This is a genomic window from Prevotella sp. P4-67 (assembly GCF_002251325.1).
In the GTDB taxonomy this organism is placed as follows: domain Bacteria; phylum Bacteroidota; class Bacteroidia; order Bacteroidales; family Bacteroidaceae; genus Prevotella.
The window spans coordinates 1-19456 of sequence record NZ_NPJL01000040.1 but is presented as its reverse complement, the minus strand read 5'-3'; the positions used below and the strand labels follow the sequence as shown (position 1 = coordinate 19456).

At 57.1% G+C, this 19456-nt stretch carries 18 protein-coding genes and 1 tRNA gene; 2 read left to right on the top strand and 17 right to left on the bottom strand.

Features of this window, described 5'->3' with window-relative positions:
* Positions 1 to 17 precede the first annotated feature (17 nt).
* Entirely contained in the window at positions 18 to 398 is a 381-nt protein-coding gene (locus CIK92_RS06890) for an MmcQ/YjbR family DNA-binding protein (protein ID WP_094388590.1), read from the top strand.
* A gap of 558 nt (positions 399 to 956) precedes the next feature.
* Here CIK92_RS06890 and CIK92_RS06885 read toward each other — a convergent pair.
* From CIK92_RS06885 to CIK92_RS06810, 16 genes are all read right to left on the bottom strand, one after another.
* Positions 957 to 1973, bottom strand: a complete 1017-nt coding sequence (locus CIK92_RS06885) for a beta-ketoacyl-ACP synthase III (RefSeq protein ID WP_094384498.1) — start codon at positions 1971 to 1973, stop codon at positions 957 to 959.
* Entirely contained in the window at positions 1973 to 2158 is a 186-nt protein-coding gene (gene rpmF / locus CIK92_RS06880) for a 50S ribosomal protein L32 (protein WP_094388589.1), read from the bottom strand. Before rpmF ends, CIK92_RS06885 begins: the two co-directional genes overlap by 1 nt.
* A gap of 18 nt (positions 2159 to 2176) precedes the next feature.
* Positions 2177 to 2704, bottom strand: a complete 528-nt coding sequence (locus tag CIK92_RS06875) for a DUF177 domain-containing protein (RefSeq protein ID WP_094388588.1) — start codon at positions 2702 to 2704, stop codon at positions 2177 to 2179.
* A 141-nt stretch (positions 2705 to 2845) separates the two neighbouring features.
* Positions 2846 to 4258, bottom strand: a complete 1413-nt coding sequence (locus CIK92_RS06870) for a DUF6080 domain-containing protein (protein WP_094388587.1) — start codon at positions 4256 to 4258, stop codon at positions 2846 to 2848.
* Between the two features lie 2 nt (positions 4259 to 4260).
* Positions 4261 to 5667 (bottom strand): DUF6080 domain-containing protein, encoded by a 1407-nt coding sequence (locus tag CIK92_RS06865; RefSeq protein WP_094388586.1) that lies wholly within the window; start codon positions 5665 to 5667, stop codon positions 4261 to 4263.
* A gap of 25 nt (positions 5668 to 5692) precedes the next feature.
* Complete coding sequence (locus tag CIK92_RS06860) at positions 5693 to 6097, bottom strand: GtrA family protein (RefSeq protein WP_094388585.1); 405 nt, start codon at positions 6095 to 6097, stop codon at positions 5693 to 5695.
* On the bottom strand, positions 6063 to 6665 hold the full coding sequence (locus tag CIK92_RS06855) for an HAD family hydrolase (RefSeq protein ID WP_094388584.1): 603 nt from the start codon (positions 6663 to 6665) through the stop codon (positions 6063 to 6065). The genes CIK92_RS06860 and CIK92_RS06855 overlap by 35 nt, the downstream gene beginning before the upstream one ends.
* A 3-nt stretch (positions 6666 to 6668) precedes the next feature.
* On the bottom strand, positions 6669 to 7553 hold the full coding sequence (locus CIK92_RS06850; protein ID WP_094388583.1) for a decaprenyl-phosphate phosphoribosyltransferase: 885 nt from the start codon (positions 7551 to 7553) through the stop codon (positions 6669 to 6671).
* Positions 7550 to 8551: an acyltransferase gene (locus CIK92_RS06845; RefSeq protein WP_094388582.1), complete on the bottom strand. Its 1002-nt coding sequence runs from the start codon at positions 8549 to 8551 to the stop codon at positions 7550 to 7552. Before CIK92_RS06845 ends, CIK92_RS06850 begins: the two co-directional genes overlap by 4 nt.
* A gap of 3 nt (positions 8552 to 8554) precedes the next feature.
* Positions 8555 to 9664: an acyltransferase gene (locus tag CIK92_RS06840; protein ID WP_094388581.1), complete on the bottom strand. Its 1110-nt coding sequence runs from the start codon at positions 9662 to 9664 to the stop codon at positions 8555 to 8557.
* Positions 9665 to 9673: 9 nt separating this feature from the next.
* Entirely contained in the window at positions 9674 to 11521 is a 1848-nt protein-coding gene (locus tag CIK92_RS06835; RefSeq protein ID WP_173823813.1) for a phosphoethanolamine transferase, read from the bottom strand.
* A 95-nt stretch (positions 11522 to 11616) separates the two neighbouring features.
* A complete protein-coding gene (locus CIK92_RS06830) occupies positions 11617 to 12525 on the bottom strand; it encodes a glycosyltransferase (protein WP_094384516.1) in 909 nt (302 codons plus the stop codon).
* Positions 12525 to 14282, bottom strand: coding sequence for a glycosyltransferase (locus CIK92_RS14040; protein WP_254046018.1), 1758 nt, complete (start codon positions 14280 to 14282; stop codon positions 12525 to 12527). The genes CIK92_RS06830 and CIK92_RS14040 overlap by 1 nt, the downstream gene beginning before the upstream one ends.
* On the bottom strand, positions 14279 to 15268 hold the full coding sequence (locus tag CIK92_RS06820; protein WP_094388580.1) for a glycosyltransferase: 990 nt from the start codon (positions 15266 to 15268) through the stop codon (positions 14279 to 14281). The genes CIK92_RS14040 and CIK92_RS06820 overlap by 4 nt, the downstream gene beginning before the upstream one ends.
* The gene (locus CIK92_RS06815) at positions 15265 to 16707 is read right to left on the bottom strand and encodes a lipopolysaccharide biosynthesis protein (protein ID WP_094388579.1); all 1443 of its coding nucleotides are present in this window, start codon (positions 16705 to 16707) and stop codon (positions 15265 to 15267) included. The genes CIK92_RS06820 and CIK92_RS06815 overlap by 4 nt, the downstream gene beginning before the upstream one ends.
* Before the next feature lie 31 nt (positions 16708 to 16738).
* Positions 16739 to 18394 carry a S41 family peptidase gene (locus tag CIK92_RS06810; protein ID WP_094388578.1) on the bottom strand — a complete coding sequence of 552 codons (1656 nt, stop codon included), beginning with the start codon at positions 18392 to 18394 and terminating at the stop codon, positions 16739 to 16741.
* A 155-nt stretch (positions 18395 to 18549) separates the two neighbouring features.
* Between CIK92_RS06810 and CIK92_RS06805 the strand changes: the two genes are divergently transcribed.
* A tRNA-Asn gene (locus CIK92_RS06805) sits at positions 18550 to 18623 on the top strand.
* Between the two features lie 141 nt (positions 18624 to 18764).
* On the opposite strand, the gene CIK92_RS06800 is transcribed toward CIK92_RS06805, so the two are convergent.
* A complete protein-coding gene (locus CIK92_RS06800; protein ID WP_144008045.1) occupies positions 18765 to 19268 on the bottom strand; it encodes a hypothetical protein in 504 nt (167 codons plus the stop codon).
* Positions 19269 to 19456: the final 188 nt, after the last annotated feature.

Below are 19456 nucleotides of genomic sequence, written 5' to 3'. Positions count from 1 at the left end.
ACAAGCAACTGTATATCATGGACATCGAACAACTACGCGACTATTGTCTCTCGCTGCCTCTGGTGACCGAAGACATGCCCTTCGGCGACACCACGCTGGTCTTCCGCGTGAGGGGCAGGATATTTGCGCTCACTGACCTGGAGCGCCCCACGCTGGTGAGCCTCAAGTGCGACCCCGAACTGGCCATCGCCCTGCGCGAACGCCATGAGGGTATAGCCGGCGCCTACCACATGAACAAGAAGCACTGGAACCAGGTGGCGCTTGACGCCCTCCTCCCCGACGCGATGATAGAGAGTATGGTACGCCACAGCTATGGAGAAGTGGTCAAGAAGCTCACACGCCGCGAGCGCACCGACTACCCCGAGCTGACGAGCATAGACACGAGGGTGGTCGATTAGACTAAACCCAAAACCACGCTGATAGCCCCCGCCTGCGCACCGACCATCACCGCCACCACATTGCTCGCACCCACCATACCACAGAAATTTCTACTCAGCGCACCGACCCTCCCCGCCAGCGCCACTGACCCTCCCCGCCATAATTCCCAAAAGTGTAAAGTACATGACTGCCAACGCCGTCACCACCCTGACGGGCTCGTATCGGACGACGCGGATGCTCGTATCGGACGAAACGGATGCTCGTATCGAACGGTGCGGATGCTCGTGCCTTCCGACACGAGCCGCCAAAGGTGGTCTCGGCGCTCGCCGGGATGGTCATAAATTCTGCAGAGATGGTCACGAGACTGACAAAGGTCATCTGGAGTATCGCAAAGACCATCGGCGTGCTACGTTGCGGCCATCCACTTGTTTGTGAAAAGCTATGGGGAAATCGGGAAGAAGATGAGGGAACGGGTGCCGCCGACGGCGGCGCTTGGGAACGAAAAAAGCGTGTCGACATTGCCGATTGGCTTTGTCTACACGCTTTTATGATTGACCACAAAAAGAGTGGTATGCTGTTTACTTCTTTGCTACATCCGAGCCGTTGTAAGCCCACTTGTAGTACGAGGCTCCATGAACGAAGCCAGCACCAAAGGCGGTGAACACAATCTTGTCGCCCTTCTTGAGCAGATGCTCATTGTCCCAAAGGGCCAATGGAATGGTGGCGGCACTGGTGTTGCCATAATGGTCGATATTGATCATCACGCGGTCGAGATTGAGCTCGGCACGCTTGGCTACAGCCTCGATGATACGGAGATTGGCCTCGTGAGGTACAACCCAATCGACATCCTCACCCTTGAGGTTGTTGCGCTTGAGTATCTCCAGCACGTCGTCGCTCATGTTGGTTACCGCATAGCGGAACACGGTGCGGCCCTCCTGATAGAGGTAGTGCAGACGATGATCGACGGTGAAATGAGATGCAGGACAAACCGAACCACCTGCCTTCATGTGCAGGAAGGGAAGGCCCTTGCCATCAGTGCGCAGATAGGAGTTCTGCACACCCACACCTTCCTCTGTAGTAGCCTCGACCAGTACTGCGCCGGCACCATCGCCGAAGAGCACACATGTCTGGCGGTCAGTATAATCAATTAGTGAAGACATCTTGTCTGCACCGATGACGATTATCTTCTTGTAGCGACCACTCTGAATCATCGATGCAGCTACATCGAGCGAGTAGAGGAATCCGCAACAAGCAGCCTCAAAGTCGAAGGCGAAAGCGTTCTTCAGCCCCAACTTGCCTACCACAATCGACGCGGTAGAAGGGAACTTGTAGTCAGGAGTGGTGGTGGTAACGATAAGTGCGTCGATGGTATCAGGATCAACGCCTGTCTTGGCGATAAGCTGCTTGGCTGCCTTGCGAGCCAGATAGCTGGTGCCAAGACCTTCCTCGGTGAGGATGCGGCGCTCCTTGATGCCAACGCGAGTCATTATCCATTCATCGCTGGTATCGACCATGCGCGACAACTCCTCATTGGTGAGGATATAGTCGGGCACGTAACCACCAATGCCTGTGATAATTGCGTTTATTTTCTCCATTATTCAGCTGCTTCCTTAACGACAGCTACTTTACCACGATAGTAACCGCAAGTACTGCAAACGGTATGATATACATAGTAAGCGCCACAGTTAGGACATACGGCGAGTGTAGGAGCTACTGCCTTGTCATGAGTTCTTCTCTTAAGTGTACGAGTCTTCGACTGTCTTCTTTTAGGATGTGCCATTGTTGTGTAATTTTTAATTTAATCTTTAATATTCAGTTGCCTAAGGGCCTCCCAACGAGGGTCTACGTTATGCTCTTCATCCTCTTCACCACTTCGGGAGGTGGAAAGTTCATCAAGAACCTTCATCATGGCAGGGTTGCATTTTCCAGGTGCATGCACATGCCTGATAGGGATATTCAGAACGATAAATTCGTAGACAAACCATGCGACATCGAGTATTCCTTCGTCCTCGTTGACAGTCACAAGGTCATCGTCTTCGGAGTATTCGTCCCCAAATTTGACTACGAGCCTCTCTTCACAGGCGACAGGCTGAAGCATGTCGTCGAGACACAGGTCGCAAGGTACTATAACCTGACCTTTTATATCAAACATCAACTCAAAGAAGCTCTCATTCCGGCTGACTTTCAATCGCAAATCAAGCTGACCACGCTTAATGTCCGGGGCCTCAATGGCCTCAAAAAAAGCGTCGTCAAGTTTGATGTCGACGGTGGTCAAACCTTCTTGCAAACCTTTCAAGTCGATTTTCAAAGGTGCCAAATTGTACATTTCGGCTGCAAAGTTACTAAAATTCAGATAAACAGCAAAGGAATTGTCAGTTTATTTTACGCTCCCATTCAGCACTTTAGCATATTCGGCGATGGTCGGCAGTCCGCCATACTATACCTTATTATATATAGGGGGCATGGTTCAGGTGAGGTAGCCCACGATGAGACTGCCATTGTAAATCCACAGCCAAAGGGCGAGCATGATGGTGACAGCGCGCACCGCCACGCCCATGCGGCCGTGGGCAGAACGGAGCAGGTAGGCCATGGCGAGGGGGATGATGAAGGCCCACTGGGCGGTCATGATATACACCTCGTTGATGCCGAAGCCCAAGACGATATGGACAAACATGTCGAAGGCGAACCAGGAGAATGCCATCCAGAAGAAACGGCTGCGGCGCGACGCCCAGATGCCCGCTGCAAAGAGCAGGGCGACAAGAGCCTCGACGCAGTAGTAGCCCCAGTGATCGTAGGGGACTATCATAGGACGGTTGTCCTTGAGGATATCCTGGAGGAGGACATTGCGGTGGAGCTGGATGGACTCGCCAAAGAGGTTTTCGACAATGCTCGCCCAGCGGTCGGTACTGCGGTCGGTCCAGGCCATAAATCCCTTCTTGGACATGGGGTCGCCAATCTTGGGATTGGCATGGTTGCGGCGGTATTTCTCCTGAGCCAGACGGCGGAGTATCTTGTTGACTCCCTGCTGGATAAGTCGGGGGTCATGGGTAGTGGCTGTGTCGGCATAAGCCCTATAGAGGCTGTCGCGGAACGCCTTGTCCTGAGCCTTGAGCTTGGCCTTGGCGGCTATTTCTAAAGGCTCTGCCCAAGTGTGGTGTTCCAACTTGGCGACGCCCCATATCAGCGCAGACGGCAAGGCTATGGCGAGCAGCATGTAGCGCCACCGGAAGAGACGGCGCCCATTGACGAAGAGCGCCGAGAGAAAGACCTTGACGCCATTGTTGAGCGACACGCCCGCCATGAGGAAGAACATCACCACCGTCTGCCATATCTTCATCGCGGCGCCCGTCTGCAGCTGTCGGCCAGCCACATAGAGCACCACCATCATCATGCAGAGGGTGAGGTTGAAATGGTCGGGCACCATCACGGTGAGCATGATATACGCCATCGAGTAGAAGAAGGCCATGAGGAGCCACGCATCGGAGCGGGTGAGCCCCACGATTTCGCGCATGATGCGGAAGAAGAACACGGTGCCGTAGAACCCGAAGAACACCTCGACCACTGCCACCACGATGACGGCACAGTTGACGCCCGTGAGCCAGATGAGGGCCTGGTTGATAAGGTATGGCACGTACATGAAGATGGCAAGCAGCGGGTGGCGTATGATATTATACTGCCAACCGCTCCACTCGGACACCACGGAGTAGCTCCACGCGTCGAAACCTGACATGTGGAACGTGTCGCGAGCCATGTCGTGATAGTTGACACCAAGGGCAGACAACTGCGGGAAATACTGGGCGACGACGAGGGCATTGAGCGTCGCTATCACCACGAAAGCCACCACGGCGACGAGCCGCTCGGTGGGTTTTATCTTGAACATTTTCAGCATAGCATGTATTTGACGATGTGATAACCATTATAGGCATAGAGCCAGAGGGTAAGTGCCACGATGACACCACGGCAGAGGGGACGCCAGCGGGTGGGTCGGGCCAGCAGCGCAGCCATCGCCACGGGGATGACGAATATCCAGTGGGCAGTCATGATGTATATCTCGTTGAGCCCAAAGCCTATCCCGACATGGAGCAGCATATCGAGGCCGAACCACGACAGACAGAGCCACAGCAGACGATTGCGCCGACCCATCCAGATGCCTGCCAGAAAGAGCGCGGCGATGATGGCCTCGACGACGTAGTTGACCGCCCAGCGATACTCGATAATCATGGGGCGGAAGCGGCTTTGGTCCTGAAGCAAGTAGTCGGGGTGCAGCTGGATAGACTCGCCGAAGAGATTTTCCACGACCGACGCCACGCGCGGCGAGGTCTTGTCGCTCCACCGCATAAACTCGCCCTGCATAAACGGCTTGCCTTTCTTGGGCTGGTGCTTGGGCTTGGGCTTGGCTGCCACTGGTGCCGGCTGTGCAGGAGACGGCTGCTGCGCCTTGAGCTGTGCCTCCCGCTTCTGCTCGGCACGCTTTTGGGCTATAGCCGCATGGCGGGCGTTCTCGCCGGGAGCCACGAGATAGTGATACTCATAGCGTGCGCCGACCCAGATGACCAAGGCGGGAACCACCACAGCAAGCAGCAGGAACTTGGGGCGGAAGAAGCGGCGGCCGTTGACCACGAGGCCAGAGAGGAAGACCTTCAGCCCGTTGTTGAGGGATATGCCGGCAGTGACCACAAACAGCACTATCGCCGCCGGCAATGACATCTGCAGGCGCCGCGTGATAAGCAAGCCCGAATAATAGAGGACAAAAAGCAGCACGCAAAGGGACAGCACGAAGTGGTCGGGCACCATGGCGGTGACCATGACGAAGGCAAAGGAATAGAGGAAGAACGACAGCAGACGGGCATCGGTGTGCGCGAGTCCCATCACCTCGACCAGCAGACGGTAGAGGAACAGGAAGGCATACCACGCCGCCGCCACCTGGATGGCAGTCATGATGAAGAGCGCACAGTTGATGCCGGTCATCCACATCAGCGCCTGGTTGAGCAGGTAAGGTACCCACATCATAAACGCCAACAACGGATGGCGGTACACATTGTATCGTGCGTCCCAATTGGAGACGACATAATAGGATATAGGGTCAAAGCCCGAGATGTGGAACTTACCGACAAAGAGGTTCCAGTAATGGTCGGTAATCGGGGTGAAGACTCCGTAGTAATGGATGATGGTGAGGGCGTTGAGCGCCACCAGCAGCAGCGCCACAACCAGCATCATCCACCGCTCGTCGCGGCGCAGCCGAAACAGGTGGCTCAGAGATATGGGTGTAGAGATAGGATTGTGGGTCATAGACAGTAACGTAAATCTGTGGGCATTACCTCTTGAGAAAAAATCTCACCAGGATAAAGTTGACGGGGACGCAGATGGCAAACATGGGGATAGGTGCCCAACTCTCGTCGACACCGAGCCATATCGCCACATTGAGCACGGCTATCTGCAGGAGATAGTTGACGGCATGGGAGAGGGCGAAGCCGGCGCCATGGCTCACACTGGCCTTGACGCGGAAGGTGAAACGGATGGAGGCGGTGAAGTTGAACGCGAAGCTGATGGCATAGGCGATGGTCATGGCCAACGAGGGCGCCAGCCTGGGCAACAAGAGCCAATAGACACCATACTGTATGGCGGTGGCGATGACTCCCACGATGCCAAAGCGTACAATCTCGCCCACCGTCTGGCGGCGGCGGTTATCTGAAGGGCTTGTAGTATCCTTGGTCTGCATAGTCTAACATTTCTTTGTCGCCCCGGCTGTCGCCGAAGGCTGTCAGGTGATAATTGTCGCGGTCGGGAAAGACCTCTCTGATACGGCGCACCTTCTCGGGACCATAGCAGTTGGGCGTGGCAAAGCGTCCGGTGAGTCTGCCATCGCGGGTCTCGACCCTGGTGCCCAACACGACAGGCCGGCGGTGGGTTCCGGCGACCTCGTCGAAAAACGGCGCCACCCAGTTGTCGATGCTGGCGCTCACGATGGCCACCTCGGCGCCCTCTGTCAGTGCCCTACCCAACTCGCAGAGTCCCTCTTGGCGCAGCAGACGACGATGGCTGCGGGCGAAATCGCGGCAGGCGGCATCGAAGCGTGCCTCTTCCCACCCGCCGAAGAAGTGGGCAAAGAGCCTCTGCTTGGCTTTGTAGTTGGGATAGAGGTGCATGAGCATCAGCACTATCCATGGCGAGCAGAGCGCAAAGCCCCACAACATCGCCCATCGGCCACAGGCGTGGCGGATAAAGGCTATCAGCGTGTCGCTATGGGTAAGCGTGCCGTCGAAATCGAAGACAAAGACTTGGCGCATGGGTCAGATATAGATGATGAAGAGGAACGCCAGGAACCACGCAGCCACGATGAGCTGGGTCGAACGGTCTTTGAGTATCACCTTGGTAGGGTCGCCGCTCTTCTTGTCTACCACCGCTATCTGTATATACCTCAACAGACCGAGCAAAACGAAGACACTGGTGAGGTAGAGATAGTCGTTATGGAAATGGGCGAGGGTCTCGGGCGACACGGTGTACATGATATAGCATACCAGCATCACCGAGCCGGTGATGGTGATGGCCTGGTTGATGAAGGTGAGGTTGTAGCGGATGGTATTCTTGCGCGGCGCCACTCCGGTGGCCTCCATACGCAGCACATCGTCGCGCCGCTTGGCAAAGCTCAGGAAGAGGGTGAGCAGGAAGGTCATCAGCACAATCCACTTGCTCAGCACGATGTCGGTGGCGAAACCTCCGGCAAGGATGCGCAGCACAAATCCGAACGCCACGATACACACGTCGATGATGGCCTTGTCCTTGAGGCGTATGCAGTAGAGCACGTTGAGCACCAGGTAGAACACCACTATTCCGCCCACTGCCTTCCACTCGGTGAGCAGCGACAGCATGGCCATAGACAGTGCCACCATCACTCCCATCATGAGGTATGCCTCGCCCACCGATATCGCGCCCGAAGCTATGGGGCGATTACACTTGACGGGATGGGCTCGGTCGGCCTCAACGTCGATGATGTCGTTGAGACAGTAGATGGCCGACGCCGCAAAGCAGAACGCCATCCACGTGACGGCACCTGCGCCGAGCTGGTCGACATCGAAGATGGCTCCACCGAAGAAGATGGGGATGAAGACGAAGAAGTTTTTGACCCAATGGCGTACACGTATGACGCGCAGGGAACCGATAATTTTAGCTCTCATAGCCTAAGGAGTTTGATTACTACATTCAACAACTGATGTATCAGCCACGCCAGGGGTATGGTGATGGCCAGACAGAGAAGGGCGGTGGGCCAGTAGCCCAGCGCCAGCGGTTCTATGTACTTCAAGATGAAGTGGCAGTGCAGGAGGTATATCTCCAGACTTATTCCTCCTACGAATGTCAGCGCCGCAGCTACCCTCTGGGGCAGGCAGTGCAGGTAATGGCAGAGCCAGAGTGTGGTTGCGAGGGTAAGAGGGATGTATAGCATGCGTTCGAGGAAGATGGGGAAGCGCCCGTGTGCCGTCTGCTCGAGCGCGATGCAGAGTGCCAGCGTGAGCAGGGCGGTGACAGCCACCACGGGCAGGGCGGCGCGGGGCAGGGCATACTGCTCCTTGACCCACTGACCGGCTACAATGCCGATAAAGAAGATGGGCACGCGGCTCCAGAATATCTCGATATGTCCCACAGCTTGATGTACGGGCGGCAGATACTGCACCGCCACACACCAGGCCATCATCAGCACGGGCAGGAGGCTCCACCAGCGGTTGCGCATGACCAGCCTCATGAACCAGGGTGCCCACAGATAGAGCATCAGTGTGGCGGGGGTGTACCAGAATGTCAGTTCGTCGTGTATCCAGAAGTCCCAGTTGACGGTAATGTCGCCTATCAGGTCGGGCAATGACGACGAGAACCGCCGCGGTCCGAGATAGTCGGGCAGATAGAACGCCGTCGATGCCAGCAGCCATGCCGGCAGTATGCGCAGCAGGCGGCGATGGTAGAAATGGAGCACATCGGGACGCTTGGTCCATGCAAACCACAAGCCGATACCGCTCAGGAAAAAGAAGATGTCCACTCCCATGTTGCCCATGCGCTTCAGCCCGAAGAAGGCGCTGCTCCGCGGCAGTGCCACGTGGAAGAGCACAATCATAATGATGGCAATGCCCATCAGCACTCCGCGGTAGCGCGACAGGCTGGCCCACTCTATTCGTCTCGCGTCCATCGTTCAGAGTTTAGGGTTAGGTATCTTGTTCATCAGCAGGCGGAAGAGCCATGCCAGACATATCGAGGCTATCAGATAGAGCAACAACCCGGTGTAGATGTCGCCGTGGCGACTTATGGGGATGAGCATCTTGCGCACTATGGGGTGACATACGAAGAGCGCAGCTGATATCTGGCCCATCCATTCGAGCCCGTAAAGCACGGGGTGGCCCACTCTCTGCCACCAGCCGGCTATCCACTTGACCATACAGATGGCTCCGACGCAGATGATGGCGGGAGCCACTGCCCACAGGCTGAACAACAGGCTGCAGGCATAGGTGAGCAGACACGACAGGATGAAGCCTGCGCCCCACAATGATGGCGACCAGCGTTCCTGTCGCAGCCCTTCGCCATAGCGGGCATAGAGCAGGCCGAGGCCGAAGGGCAGCATACCGCCCATGAAGTTGTAACGGTAACGGTTGATGGCATCTCCCTCGGGACTCATCATCAACTGCAGTCCCACGCAGACCACCATCAGCGCCACGGTCACGCCCCAGTGACGGCGGCAGAGTACCAGCCGATAGACGATATACAGCTGCAGCATCAGCCCGAAGAACCAGTAGGGTCCGGGCCATATCTGATGGTCGGGGTCGGGCAGCAGGTTGTTGACCATAACCAGCTGGGCCAGCACCTGGGTGACGGTGTAATGCCAGCTGCCGGGGGTGACGGCGTCGACCAGGACAAATGCCACGAAGCCCACGATCATCATCTTCAGCAGTTTCAGGTAATGATAGCGCACAAACTGCCATCTCCCGGGCACTCGGGAGCCATCTCCGGGAATGGCGGGAGCCTCATACTTCTTCACCAGACCGTAGGCACTGAGGAAGAGGAACACCGGGACGCCGTAGTGACCGAAGAACGACAGCAGATGCACAGGGAGATAGATGTCGGGATGGCTCAGCACCTGGTTGAGCACATCCACATTGTGGCGCACGAAGGTGTATTCGTTCTCCTTGACAATGGGGCTGAGCCAGTGGCAGAAGTTGTGGAGGAAAATGCCAATGATGGCCACACCTCTCAGTACATTGCACTCGGCGCGGGTGAGCAGGGGCTGGGCTGAAGTATTGGATGTCATATTTATCAGTTATTTGAATGGGGTGGAAACAGTGTTGGCTGGTTTCGCAGGCGGCACCAGCTTGTCATAGTCGGTCTTTCCCTTGAGCAGACGGGGGCGCGAGGCGTCGTAGTCATCGCTCAGGATATTGTAGCGGGAGCAGTAATCGGGCGTGGAGATGCCGGCGAGATAGAGCAGCAGATGTGGCAGCGCGTCGGTCATGTATGGACGCTTGCGTGCTTCTACTATCTGCTTGAATATCTGTGGATGACGCACGGCATAACGATGGGTGCAGTAAATCCAGAAGGGGATCTCAAACTCATACTTGGCCAGTCCGTAGTCGATTTTGGCTGAATGGTTGCGGCAGATGATGCCACGGTTTTCCTCGTAGCACTCTTCGCCGTGGTCGGGCATATAGATGACGATGGCATCCTGGTTGTCAAAGCGGTGGCAGATAGCGTCGACGATGGAGTCGTTATAGAGCACGGCATTGTCATAGTAGCTCACCATCTTGCGCTGCTTGGCAGAGAGCTCCGGACGCCGTTCCTCATAGTCCGACGCATAGAAGTGGGTGCGCTTGTGGGGATAGCGGTCGCGATAGGCCACATGCTGACCCAAGAGGTGGAAGATATAGAGGTTGCCACGGTTCTTGGCGGTCGAGTCGGCTATCTGGTCATAGTCCGAGAGCAGTCCGTCGTCATACTTGTGCACCTCGGTGTTGCGGGTGTCAAACTGGGCGGCACTCAGCGTGGGATTGTTCAGGAAGAAGCCGCCGCTGAAGTCATAGACTGCCTCCTTGGCTTTGGGCAGGAATTGGTTGGTGAGGAAGGTGACATGATACCCGGCGCTGCGGAATACCTCGGGGAAGAGGGGATAGTCGCACCACTCGCCCGGCTGTCCCATGACGTGCAGGGAGAAGGTGTTCTTGAACACAAAGCTGGTGAGGTTCCACGGCGACACCACGTCGGTAAACTTCACCAGTCGTCCGCGGCGCTCGCGAGCCGACTGCCGTGGCGTCGTAGGCAGCTCATAGCCATACTGCTGGGAGTGGTGCTTGCCGTAGCTTTCACCGATAATCAGCACGATGGTAGGTGAGCGAAAAGAGCAGGTGTCTACCTGTATTTTATCCACGTTCTGCACCAGACGGCTTATCTGCTGTGCGGCGAGCGAGTTGGCATACACGCTGAAGGTGAGCCTCCACAGGGGCGTATAGAGCACGGCGTGCTGCGGGTCGGTGAGCGTATGCTCCACCTCGCCTATCGTACGGGCTGAGAGGAGCTTCGCCAGCGCCGTCTTGTTGTGCCAGCTCGACACCGTGGCCCACACGCCAGCCACCACGACCAGTCCTCCCAACACGGGAGCATACTTCTCGGCTACGGGCAACAGCCGCTGCTTCAGCCAATGGCGCTTCCACACCGCGAGGGCATGAACTCCGATGAGCAGGAACACCCATCCCACCGGACTAAACACCACCTCGGGCGAGAGGTAGGAGCGCAGAAACTCGCCCGCCTCCCTCGAGTCGGTCTCGTCGACGAGCAGCAGCATCGTGGGGGTTATCGTCGACCGGAATTTCCAGAAGCAATAGATGTCCACGATGGCCACACTGTATACTATTATATATATAAGGCGACGAACCCACATCCTTACCTTGCCGGGAAGGAGCATAAGCAGGGCGCAGACGACATAGATGTCGATGAAGAGTTCGAGATAGAGATTGCCATAGAGGTGTATGCCCTTGATATTGGGCAGCGTGAGCCACTCGCCCACCACCCCAAGCAGGTACATGGTGACAAAGAATAGGGTGTTGGCCTTGATGGGGGCAAACAGGAGGGTCAACAGTCTGTCAATGACATGCAATGTCTTCGTTTTTTCTACCATAGATTGCAAACTTACTGAAAAAAAGCCAAACCACGACGGTTATTGCAGAGAAAATTGCTACTTCCGCCGGCTTTATGGCGCTTTCGGGGCATGGCTCAGGCTCCGAAGTCGCCGTGGAGGGTACGGATGATGCGGCGGCGTGCCTTTGCCCAGAACGAGTTGGTGCGGGCATAATAGCGTTCAAACTCTCTACGCGCCTCGAGGTTTTCCTCGATGGGCTCAATCTTCTCCACAGCGAGACGGTGGGGATAGAGCAGCGAGTCGTAGAGTCCTCCGCCACCACAGTTGGTGCCGCTGCCGTCAAAGCCTTCGTTGGCGACGAGCGAGCGACCCACGTTGAGCGACAGGATGTCGGCGAGGAAGAGCGTGGCATTCCAGCGGATGGCCCACGAGTCATTGATACCCTGGGTCTGACGGCGCAGCATACGCGTAAAGCCATACTTGCCGTTGAAATCAAATCTCCGCGTGAGCCCGCGGGCACGCAGCTCGGCGAGCAGTGCCTTGCCGTCGGGGTTGAAGTGGCGCCAGGCGCGCTTCCAGGTAGCCCAACCCCAGCTGCCGGTCCACTTGATGAGAAAGGTATCGGGCAGAGGGGCGTGGGTGAAGTCGCAGGCCTGGATATGGCCCACGCGCTCTTCGTCCTTGTAGGTTTCGAGGGCGTCGTTCATAAACCTCAGGAAGTAAGGAGCCACCACCAGGTCGTCTTCGACCACGATGACGCGTCCGTAGGCGTTGACCACCTGCGTCACACTGTCTATCACGTTGGCGGCGAGGCCGTAGTTGCGCTCACGCATCACGAGATGCACCTCTCTGAAGCCCTCTACGCTGCGGGCTATCTCCCTCACGCGTTCCACCGGTGCCGGGTCGGTGCCTGGCTTGGCTCCGTCGCAGTAGATGTAGAGGTCCGACTGCGCCGCCTCGGCATTGTGGAGAAGCGAAGCCACCGCCCGCTCCACGTGTTCTGGCCGGTTGTAAGCCAGGAGTATGATTGGGGCTGTTTCCATTATCTGTAATTGTTGATGTCTACGTTGCACGACTCGCTGCGAGTCTTCTCTATCTCGCCCTGCAGGTCTTTGAGCTGGCGCCATATCCTGACAAAACGGCCCAGACGCCACCACTGCAGGGTAATGATGGCCATGAGTTCCTTCTTCCACAGTGCCAGATGGTTTATCCGGTGTATATGCTTGTACTTCTCATTGGGATTGGTCTCCTGCGAGAGGTGATAGACAAACTCGGAATGGATGAAGGCGTCGTGGGTCACCTTGCGCTCTTCGCGGGCATGACTGCCATAGACGCGGGGCAGAAATCCGATGCGGTAGTGATGGTATGCCATGCGGTTGGCCAGGTCTTTGTCTTCGCCGTAGTGCTTGTAGATGGGCGCGAAGAGTCCCACACGCTTCAGGGCTGCCACGGGCATATACCAGATGGCTGCATCGATGAAGGGCACCTGCACCAGCGGAGCCTCGGGCTGGCTGTCCTTGCTCTGCACACCGCTGTAGACCGCGAAGCCATGCTCTATCTTGTCGCCGCTGCCAGTGAGGTGGATGGGCGAGAGTATGCCGTAACGGGGATGACGACGGCTCGCCTCAGCCAGTCTGCCTAAGGCGTCGGCGTCTATCCATGCGTCCTGGTTCAGCAGCAGCACGGCGTCGTAGCCATGGTCTATGGCGTAGCACATACCGATATTGTTGGCACGGCCAAAGCCCAGGTTCTCGCTGTTTCTCACGAGCATCACCTGGGGATAGCGTCGCTCTATCTCTGCCACGGTCTCGTCCTTGGAGCAGTTGTCTATCACCATGATGTCGGTGGGAGTCTGCGAGTGGATGAGCGACCCCAGACAGCGGTCTATCCACGGCATGAAGTTGTAGGACACGATGATGGTCAGTATCTTCGTTGCCACGGGGGCAGAGGGTTCCAACTTGTCGGCGGTCGATGCGTCGGTCGCCTCGTAAGGTATCCTGCCGATACATGCCGATGCTGCCGAGAAGGTAGAACGGTGCGAACCGAAGATGCGGCTGGTACGCGAGAGCACATACATCTCGACTACAGCGTTGCGTATGCCGTCGGCGGTAGAGCGGCATGCCTCGGCGTCCATACTGATGATGCGGTCGCCAAACTCGCCACGCATCAGGGTCTTTATCTCTTCCTCGTCGGTGGCGAGATAGAAACGGGTGTCGGCTTGCTGCAGTTCCATACACTCCAGGAAGTCCTCGGTCTTGCTGCCCTGGATAGAGCCGGCATTGTCGGTACGGCGCACGTGCACTCCCACGGTATTGTCGCCGAAGTCGCGGGCTATCCGGTCTATCTCGGCCTGTATCTCTGTCCTGGGGTGGAAGATGTCGTAGGCGTCGACGGGCACGTGGTCCTTGTCGGGGAAGTAGACGCAGCTCGAAATCCACACGTTGTGCGTCTTGCCATCGGCAAAGCAGCGGTCTATCTCGTCCTCGCTCTGCACATTGGCAAACATCCTGACGCCGTGGCTGAGCATGTAGAGGTAGGGGCGGTAGAAGTTCTTGCGGCGGGGACGGTCCCATCGCTTGAGGTCGTCGGCGGTGGCCTCGATGAGTCTCACGCCGTCGGTGTCGATGGGCAGGAAGAGCTGGTCGAAACGGCAGGCCAGTCCGCTGTCCACGACCCAGTAGATGTCGATGTCGCTATGGGTCTGGCGCGCCAGCTTTATGCCGGCACTGATGGCCTTGAGCCGGTTGCCCAGTCCGCCAAAAGGCACCAGGGTGATATGTGAACGGGGTTTCTGTGTCATCGTATTCGTGGTAATGGGATAAACTTGGAGACAAAGGCGCGGCAGGCGGTGAGCAGACGGCGCATGGGGCGTGGGCGCTGGCTCTTGACCATGTTGTGGCGGTACCTGTAGATCTCGGCAGGGCTCCAGTCGGGCTTGTATTGGCTCACCATCTGCAGATAGGTGCCTGCCTCTTCGTGCTTGCCACAGTCGTCCATGCTGTTGGCCATGTCGATGCAGTTGAGGGCGTTGGCGCGACGCAGAATGTCACACACCTCGGGATTGCGGTCGGCGAAGTAGCCGATGAGCAAGTCGCGGTTCTTGCGCGAGATTTCAGCGCGGCGGGCCTTGTCGCCTCCGGTCCAGATGCTGGTGGCCAACTTGCGATAGACAGCCATCACGCGGTGCATGTAGTATACCTTGCCATACTGCAGGGTGAGCAGATGCATCACCAGGTCATAGCTTGTCACGCGGTCCATCCACTCCGGCAGTTCGCCGAAGACGCCGCGACGGTAGCACACCGACACGTTGGTGATGGGGTTGCACAGGGCAATGTCGTTGATGGTCATCTCGTGACGCTGGCCGCCATTGCTCAGACTCTTGGTGCCGTTGGCCTCGTAGTAGTTGACCACCCGGTGGAAGCACATGGCATACTCGGGGTGGCTGTCGAGGAAGTCGGCCTGTATCTGCAGCTTGTGGCGGTCGGTCCAGAAGTCGTCGGCCTCGCAGATGGCGATGTAGCGGCCGGTGGCTTCACGGTAGGTGCGCACGAAGTTGCGCGCCAGACCCACATTGTCGCTATGGTCGAGCAGCCTTATGCGGTCGGGATAGCGCTGCTGCCACTCGTGGCAACGCTCGGCGGTGGCATCGCTGCTGCCATCATCGCCGATGATGAGTTCGTAATCGAAGTCGGTCTCTTGGAGCACCACACTGCGTATGGCCTCATCGACATATTGTTGCTGGTTGTAGGCGAGCATCAGCACGCTCACCTTGACGTCTCTGTTCATAATGTTTCTTTCTTAAGCAGTAAACGGATGGCATCTTTGAGTATCTTGCTGCCGGTGGCATAGGCCAGCAGGGTATATACCGCCGCGCCCGCCACTATCTGCAGAGGCAGCAGCAGCCAGGGCTTGTCGACCACCAGACCCACACTCCACACGGCGGCAGCCATTACCATGGCCAGCAGCAGATAGGGAACCGTGTCGCAGAGTTGCGCCCACATGCCATAGCCGGTGTAGCGTTGGGTGTAATATATATTAATAAGGTGTACCACGCCTCTTACCGCCATCAGACCAGCCACCATAGCCAGCACGCTCTCGCGGGCAAGCAGGGCTATCGACACGGCGGTGAGTGCCATCTTGATAATCTCTATGCGCAGTATGCCCGAAGAGCGCCCGCTCACCTTGATGAAGTTGTTGTTGATGGCGGTGAGCACGGTGAAGCAGCCGCCCATGCACAGCAGCTGGAAGAAGGGTATGGCATCCCACCACTCGCTCTTGAAGAGCAGACGGAAGAGCGCCGGCGCCACCATCACGCCGCCGATGAGCAGCGGGAAGGTGAGGAATGAGGTGAAGCGTATCGACTTACGGTAGGCGTTGATGAGCCTGTCGTGCTGGTTCTGTATGTTGCTGAAGATGGGGTATGTGGCGTTCTGTATGCTGCCGTACACCAGACTCACTATGGGGTCGCATATCTTGTTGCCCTGGGTAAACAGGCCCAGTTCGCGCTTGGGGTAGAGTCGCGGGATGACAAGCGAGTAGACATTGATGAAGACCACGTTGAGCAAGCCCGAGAGCAGCAGACTCGACGCGAAGCCGAAGAGGTCGCGGATAATCGCCATGCTGAAGTAGCACTGGGGCCGCCAGCGGTTGGTGGTCCAGAGCAGCCCACTCTTCACGCCGGCGAGTATCACGGGCTGCCACGCCAGGGTCCACACGCCACAGCCGCAGAACGCCATCACGATGGCAGCCAGTGACGACACGAGCATCGCCGCCAGATTGACCTTGGCAAGGTGGCGGAACCGTATCTGCTTGTTGAGCAGGGTGGTCTGGATGAGCATGGTGGCGTTGAGGGGAAGACTCAGGAAGACTACCGCCGAGAGTGCCACCAACTGGGGCTCGCCAAAGTATGCCGCTATCCAGGGCGAACAGCCCAAGAGCAACAGATAGAGGGCGCTGCTCATCACGAGATTGAACCAGAAGACCGATGAGTAGTGGCGGTCGTCGGCATCGTGACGCTGGATGAGGGCGGCGCCAAAGCCGCTCTCGACCACCAGATTGCCCACGGCGGTGAAGATGGCAAGCATGGCCACGAGGGCATAGTCGTCGGGGCAGAGGATGTTGGCTACCACGATGACCATGGCCATCTGCAGGACCTGCTGACCGCCACGGTCGAGCAGGTTCCATATTATGGCTCCTATGGTTTTCTGTTTCAGCGTCTGTGCCATGCTTCAGCAGTGAAGGGAGTTTGGACTCCGGCTATTTCTTGGGGTTGAGTATCTTGGCATAGCGCTCGCCGTCGGCAATGAGCTTCATCGCCTCGTCCATCTGCTTGTCGTGGCGCAGCGAGTTCTGGGTGGCACCGCGCTGGAAGTAGTAGGCAGCCATCAGGTCATTGTTGATGATGTTCTTGATGGCCTGCTTGTTGTATTCGAGGTCCTTGGCGACGTTGTGGCTGAGCTTCTTCTTGAGCGCCTCGAACTCGGGCTTGGCGTCGTCATAGTATCCCTCAAAGCGGGTGAGCTGTTCGAGGTCTTTCAGGAATTTCTCGCTGGTGCGGTCATAGGTGAAGCCCGAGTCGAGCACACGCTTCTTGAACTCGGCATAGTCTTCGTCGGAGAGTTCAAAGTCGACAGGCTGAGCCACCGTTGGGTGCTTGGCGATATAGTCTACTTCGTAGTTGAGCAGCACCTCGTTGGAGTCGCGCGCAGCCGCCAGATAGTAGGCGATGTTGGGCAGCGAGTCGCCCTCGACCACCACGTCGGGCGTGATGCCACCGGCATCGAGCACCTCGCGGCCGTTGAGGGTATAGAACTTGCGCTTGGTAGAGTCGGCTATCACCTCCGACGAGCCGCCGTCATTGTGACGATACTTGCGTGCCTGTATGCAGCGGCCGCTGGGTATGTAGTAACGGCTGGTGGTCACCTTCATCTCGCTGTTGTAAGGCAGGTCGATGGGCATCTGCACCAGACCCTTGCCGTAGGTCTTGGTACCGAGCACCACGGCGCGGTCCATGTCCTGCAGGGCACCGGTGACAATCTCTGCCGACGAGGCAGAGTTGCCGTTGACCATCACCACAATGGGTATCACGGTGTCTATGGGCTCGCTGGTGGTCTTGTAGTCGTGGTTGGCACGCTTCAGCTTGCCACGGTTGGACACTACGGTCACGCCCTTGGGCACAAAGAGGTTTACCAGATTGGCTGCCTCGAGTTCCGAACCGCCGCCATTGTTGCGCAGGTCAAGGATAAGTCCCTTAATCTGCTGGTGGCGCATATCGATGAATGCGTTGCGCACAATCTTGGCGCTGTTCTCTGTAAATTCATTGAGCTTGATATACCCTATTCCACCCTGCTGCACGCCGTAATAGGGCACTGCGGGCATCTGGATGGACCGACGCGTAATCTTGAACCGCATCTCCTTGCCTGTAGAGGGTCGGCGTATCTTGAGTTCGAAGGTGGTACCGGCGTCGCCACGCAGATGGTCGCTCACGTAGGCGTTGTCCTTGCCCTTCATTGACTCGCCGTCGATGCTGAGTATCACGTCGCCCTTGCGCAGACCGGCTTCGGCGGCAGGCATGCCCTCATAGGGCTCCTCGATGACCGAGTTGCTGATTTGCGAGTTCCACCTTATTATACTGCCTATGCCCGCATACTTGCCCGTGAGCATGGTGCGCAACTCGTTGGTCTTGTCTTCCGAGTAATACACCGTGTAGGGGTCCAGACTGCGCAACATGCCGTTGATGGCATTGCCCACCACCTCCTTGGCGTTGAGGGTATCGACATAAAGCAGGTCGAGATGCTTGTATATGGAGTTGAAAACTTCCAAGTTTTTGGCCACTTCAAGATTGTGGTCTTTGTTCTGGGCGTGGACAGAGATGCCCATCGCCAGAAGTATTACTATAAATACCTTTCTCATAATATGCAAAAGTACGAATAACACGGCACATTAGGGCATGAAATGAGCGAAAAAATATTTTTTTTTGATGTTTTTGAAAAAAATATGGAGAAATGTTTGGAGGTTTGGGAAAAACCCTGTACCTTTGCACTCGCAATTCAGAAATGATGCACACTGCTTCAATAGCTCAGTTGGTTAGAGCACCTGACTGTTAATCAGGGGGTCGTTGGTTCAAGCCCATCTTGAAGCGCTGAAAGTCCTAAGGAGTTCCTTAGGACTTTTTTGTTATTGGCAGTTCCCGTATCTTCCCCACCGTCCCACTTGCCGGCGCCACCACAGCGCCCACCCGATAAACCAAGGCTCACCCGATAAACCATGGGGATAATTCTGGTCACGGGGCGTGGTGGCGGGCACCGTGGGTGCGGTCGAGTTCTTTGCCTATGTATTTGTAGGGTTGGGTGGTGGCATTGCGGCTGTCGCCCATGAGCGCGCCATAGGGGTAGTAGTGGTTCACCTCCTCCACGTTTCCGTGTGCGTCGGCCACTATGCGGTTGTTGCCCAAGTAGTCCTTGATGTAATAATGGTATGTGGGTTCTCCACTGTCGCCGAAGGACACATATCCACCGTCGAAGAGCAGGCGGCTGAGCACGCCATTCTCATAGACCCTGTTGCCTGCATACTCGCGCCACGTGTGCACCAGCTGGCTGCTGTCGCAGGCTATGCCGAACTCCTCGCCGTCGGGCACGGCCGGGGTGTAGGGATTGAGATAGTAATCTACCCTCAGCTTCTCCCCGTCGGCCGAGTAGGCGTAGTCTATGTGGCTGCCGTCGTCGAAATCTATGCGGCGCGGCAGGCCGTCGCTGCGTGACACGCGTGAGCCGTGCCTGTGCGTCATAACTGTATGCGTACTCCTCCGTGTGCGCATCGCTGCCTGCCCCCATCGCCGTCACCGTCCTGCGCCCCATACGGCCATCGAGGGTGTAGGCGGTCTCCTCCACCACAGCCCTTCCACCGTAGAAGGCCTGCGTGAGCGCCACGCGTCCCTCGGCATCGTAACCCAGCTGTGTCACCCTGCCCCCCCCC

What these genes read in the sequence shown, in the direction of transcription:
- CIK92_RS06890 (WP_094388590.1), top strand. Translation starts at nt 18, where the DNA reads ATGGACATCGAACAACTACGCGACTATTGTCTCTCGCTGCCTCTGGTG.
- CIK92_RS06885 (WP_094384498.1), bottom strand. Translation starts at nt 1,973, where the DNA reads ATGGAGAAAATAAACGCAATTATCACAGGCATTGGTGGTTACGTGCCC.
- rpmF (WP_094388589.1), bottom strand. Translation starts at nt 2,158, where the DNA reads ATGGCACATCCTAAAAGAAGACAGTCGAAGACTCGTACACTTAAGAGA.
- CIK92_RS06875 (WP_094388588.1), bottom strand. Translation starts at nt 2,704, where the DNA reads ATGTACAATTTGGCACCTTTGAAAATCGACTTGAAAGGTTTGCAAGAA.
- CIK92_RS06870 (WP_094388587.1), bottom strand. Translation starts at nt 4,258, where the DNA reads ATGTTCAAGATAAAACCCACCGAGCGGCTCGTCGCCGTGGTGGCTTTC.
- CIK92_RS06865 (WP_094388586.1), bottom strand. Translation starts at nt 5,667, where the DNA reads ATGACCCACAATCCTATCTCTACACCCATATCTCTGAGCCACCTGTTT.
- CIK92_RS06860 (WP_094388585.1), bottom strand. Translation starts at nt 6,097, where the DNA reads ATGCAGACCAAGGATACTACAAGCCCTTCAGATAACCGCCGCCGCCAG.
- CIK92_RS06855 (WP_094388584.1), bottom strand. Translation starts at nt 6,665, where the DNA reads ATGCGCCAAGTCTTTGTCTTCGATTTCGACGGCACGCTTACCCATAGC.
- CIK92_RS06850 (WP_094388583.1), bottom strand. Translation starts at nt 7,553, where the DNA reads ATGAGAGCTAAAATTATCGGTTCCCTGCGCGTCATACGTGTACGCCAT.
- CIK92_RS06845 (WP_094388582.1), bottom strand. Translation starts at nt 8,551, where the DNA reads ATGGACGCGAGACGAATAGAGTGGGCCAGCCTGTCGCGCTACCGCGGA.
- CIK92_RS06840 (WP_094388581.1), bottom strand. Translation starts at nt 9,664, where the DNA reads ATGACATCCAATACTTCAGCCCAGCCCCTGCTCACCCGCGCCGAGTGC.
- CIK92_RS06835 (WP_173823813.1), bottom strand. Translation starts at nt 11,521, where the DNA reads ATGGTAGAAAAAACGAAGACATTGCATGTCATTGACAGACTGTTGACC.
- CIK92_RS06830 (WP_094384516.1), bottom strand. Translation starts at nt 12,525, where the DNA reads ATGGAAACAGCCCCAATCATACTCCTGGCTTACAACCGGCCAGAACAC.
- CIK92_RS14040 (WP_254046018.1), bottom strand. Translation starts at nt 14,282, where the DNA reads ATGACACAGAAACCCCGTTCACATATCACCCTGGTGCCTTTTGGCGGA.
- CIK92_RS06820 (WP_094388580.1), bottom strand. Translation starts at nt 15,268, where the DNA reads ATGAACAGAGACGTCAAGGTGAGCGTGCTGATGCTCGCCTACAACCAG.
- CIK92_RS06815 (WP_094388579.1), bottom strand. Translation starts at nt 16,707, where the DNA reads ATGGCACAGACGCTGAAACAGAAAACCATAGGAGCCATAATATGGAAC.
- CIK92_RS06810 (WP_094388578.1), bottom strand. Translation starts at nt 18,394, where the DNA reads ATGAGAAAGGTATTTATAGTAATACTTCTGGCGATGGGCATCTCTGTC.
- CIK92_RS06800 (WP_144008045.1), bottom strand. Translation starts at nt 19,268, where the DNA reads ATGACGCACAGGCACGGCTCACGCGTGTCACGCAGCGACGGCCTGCCG.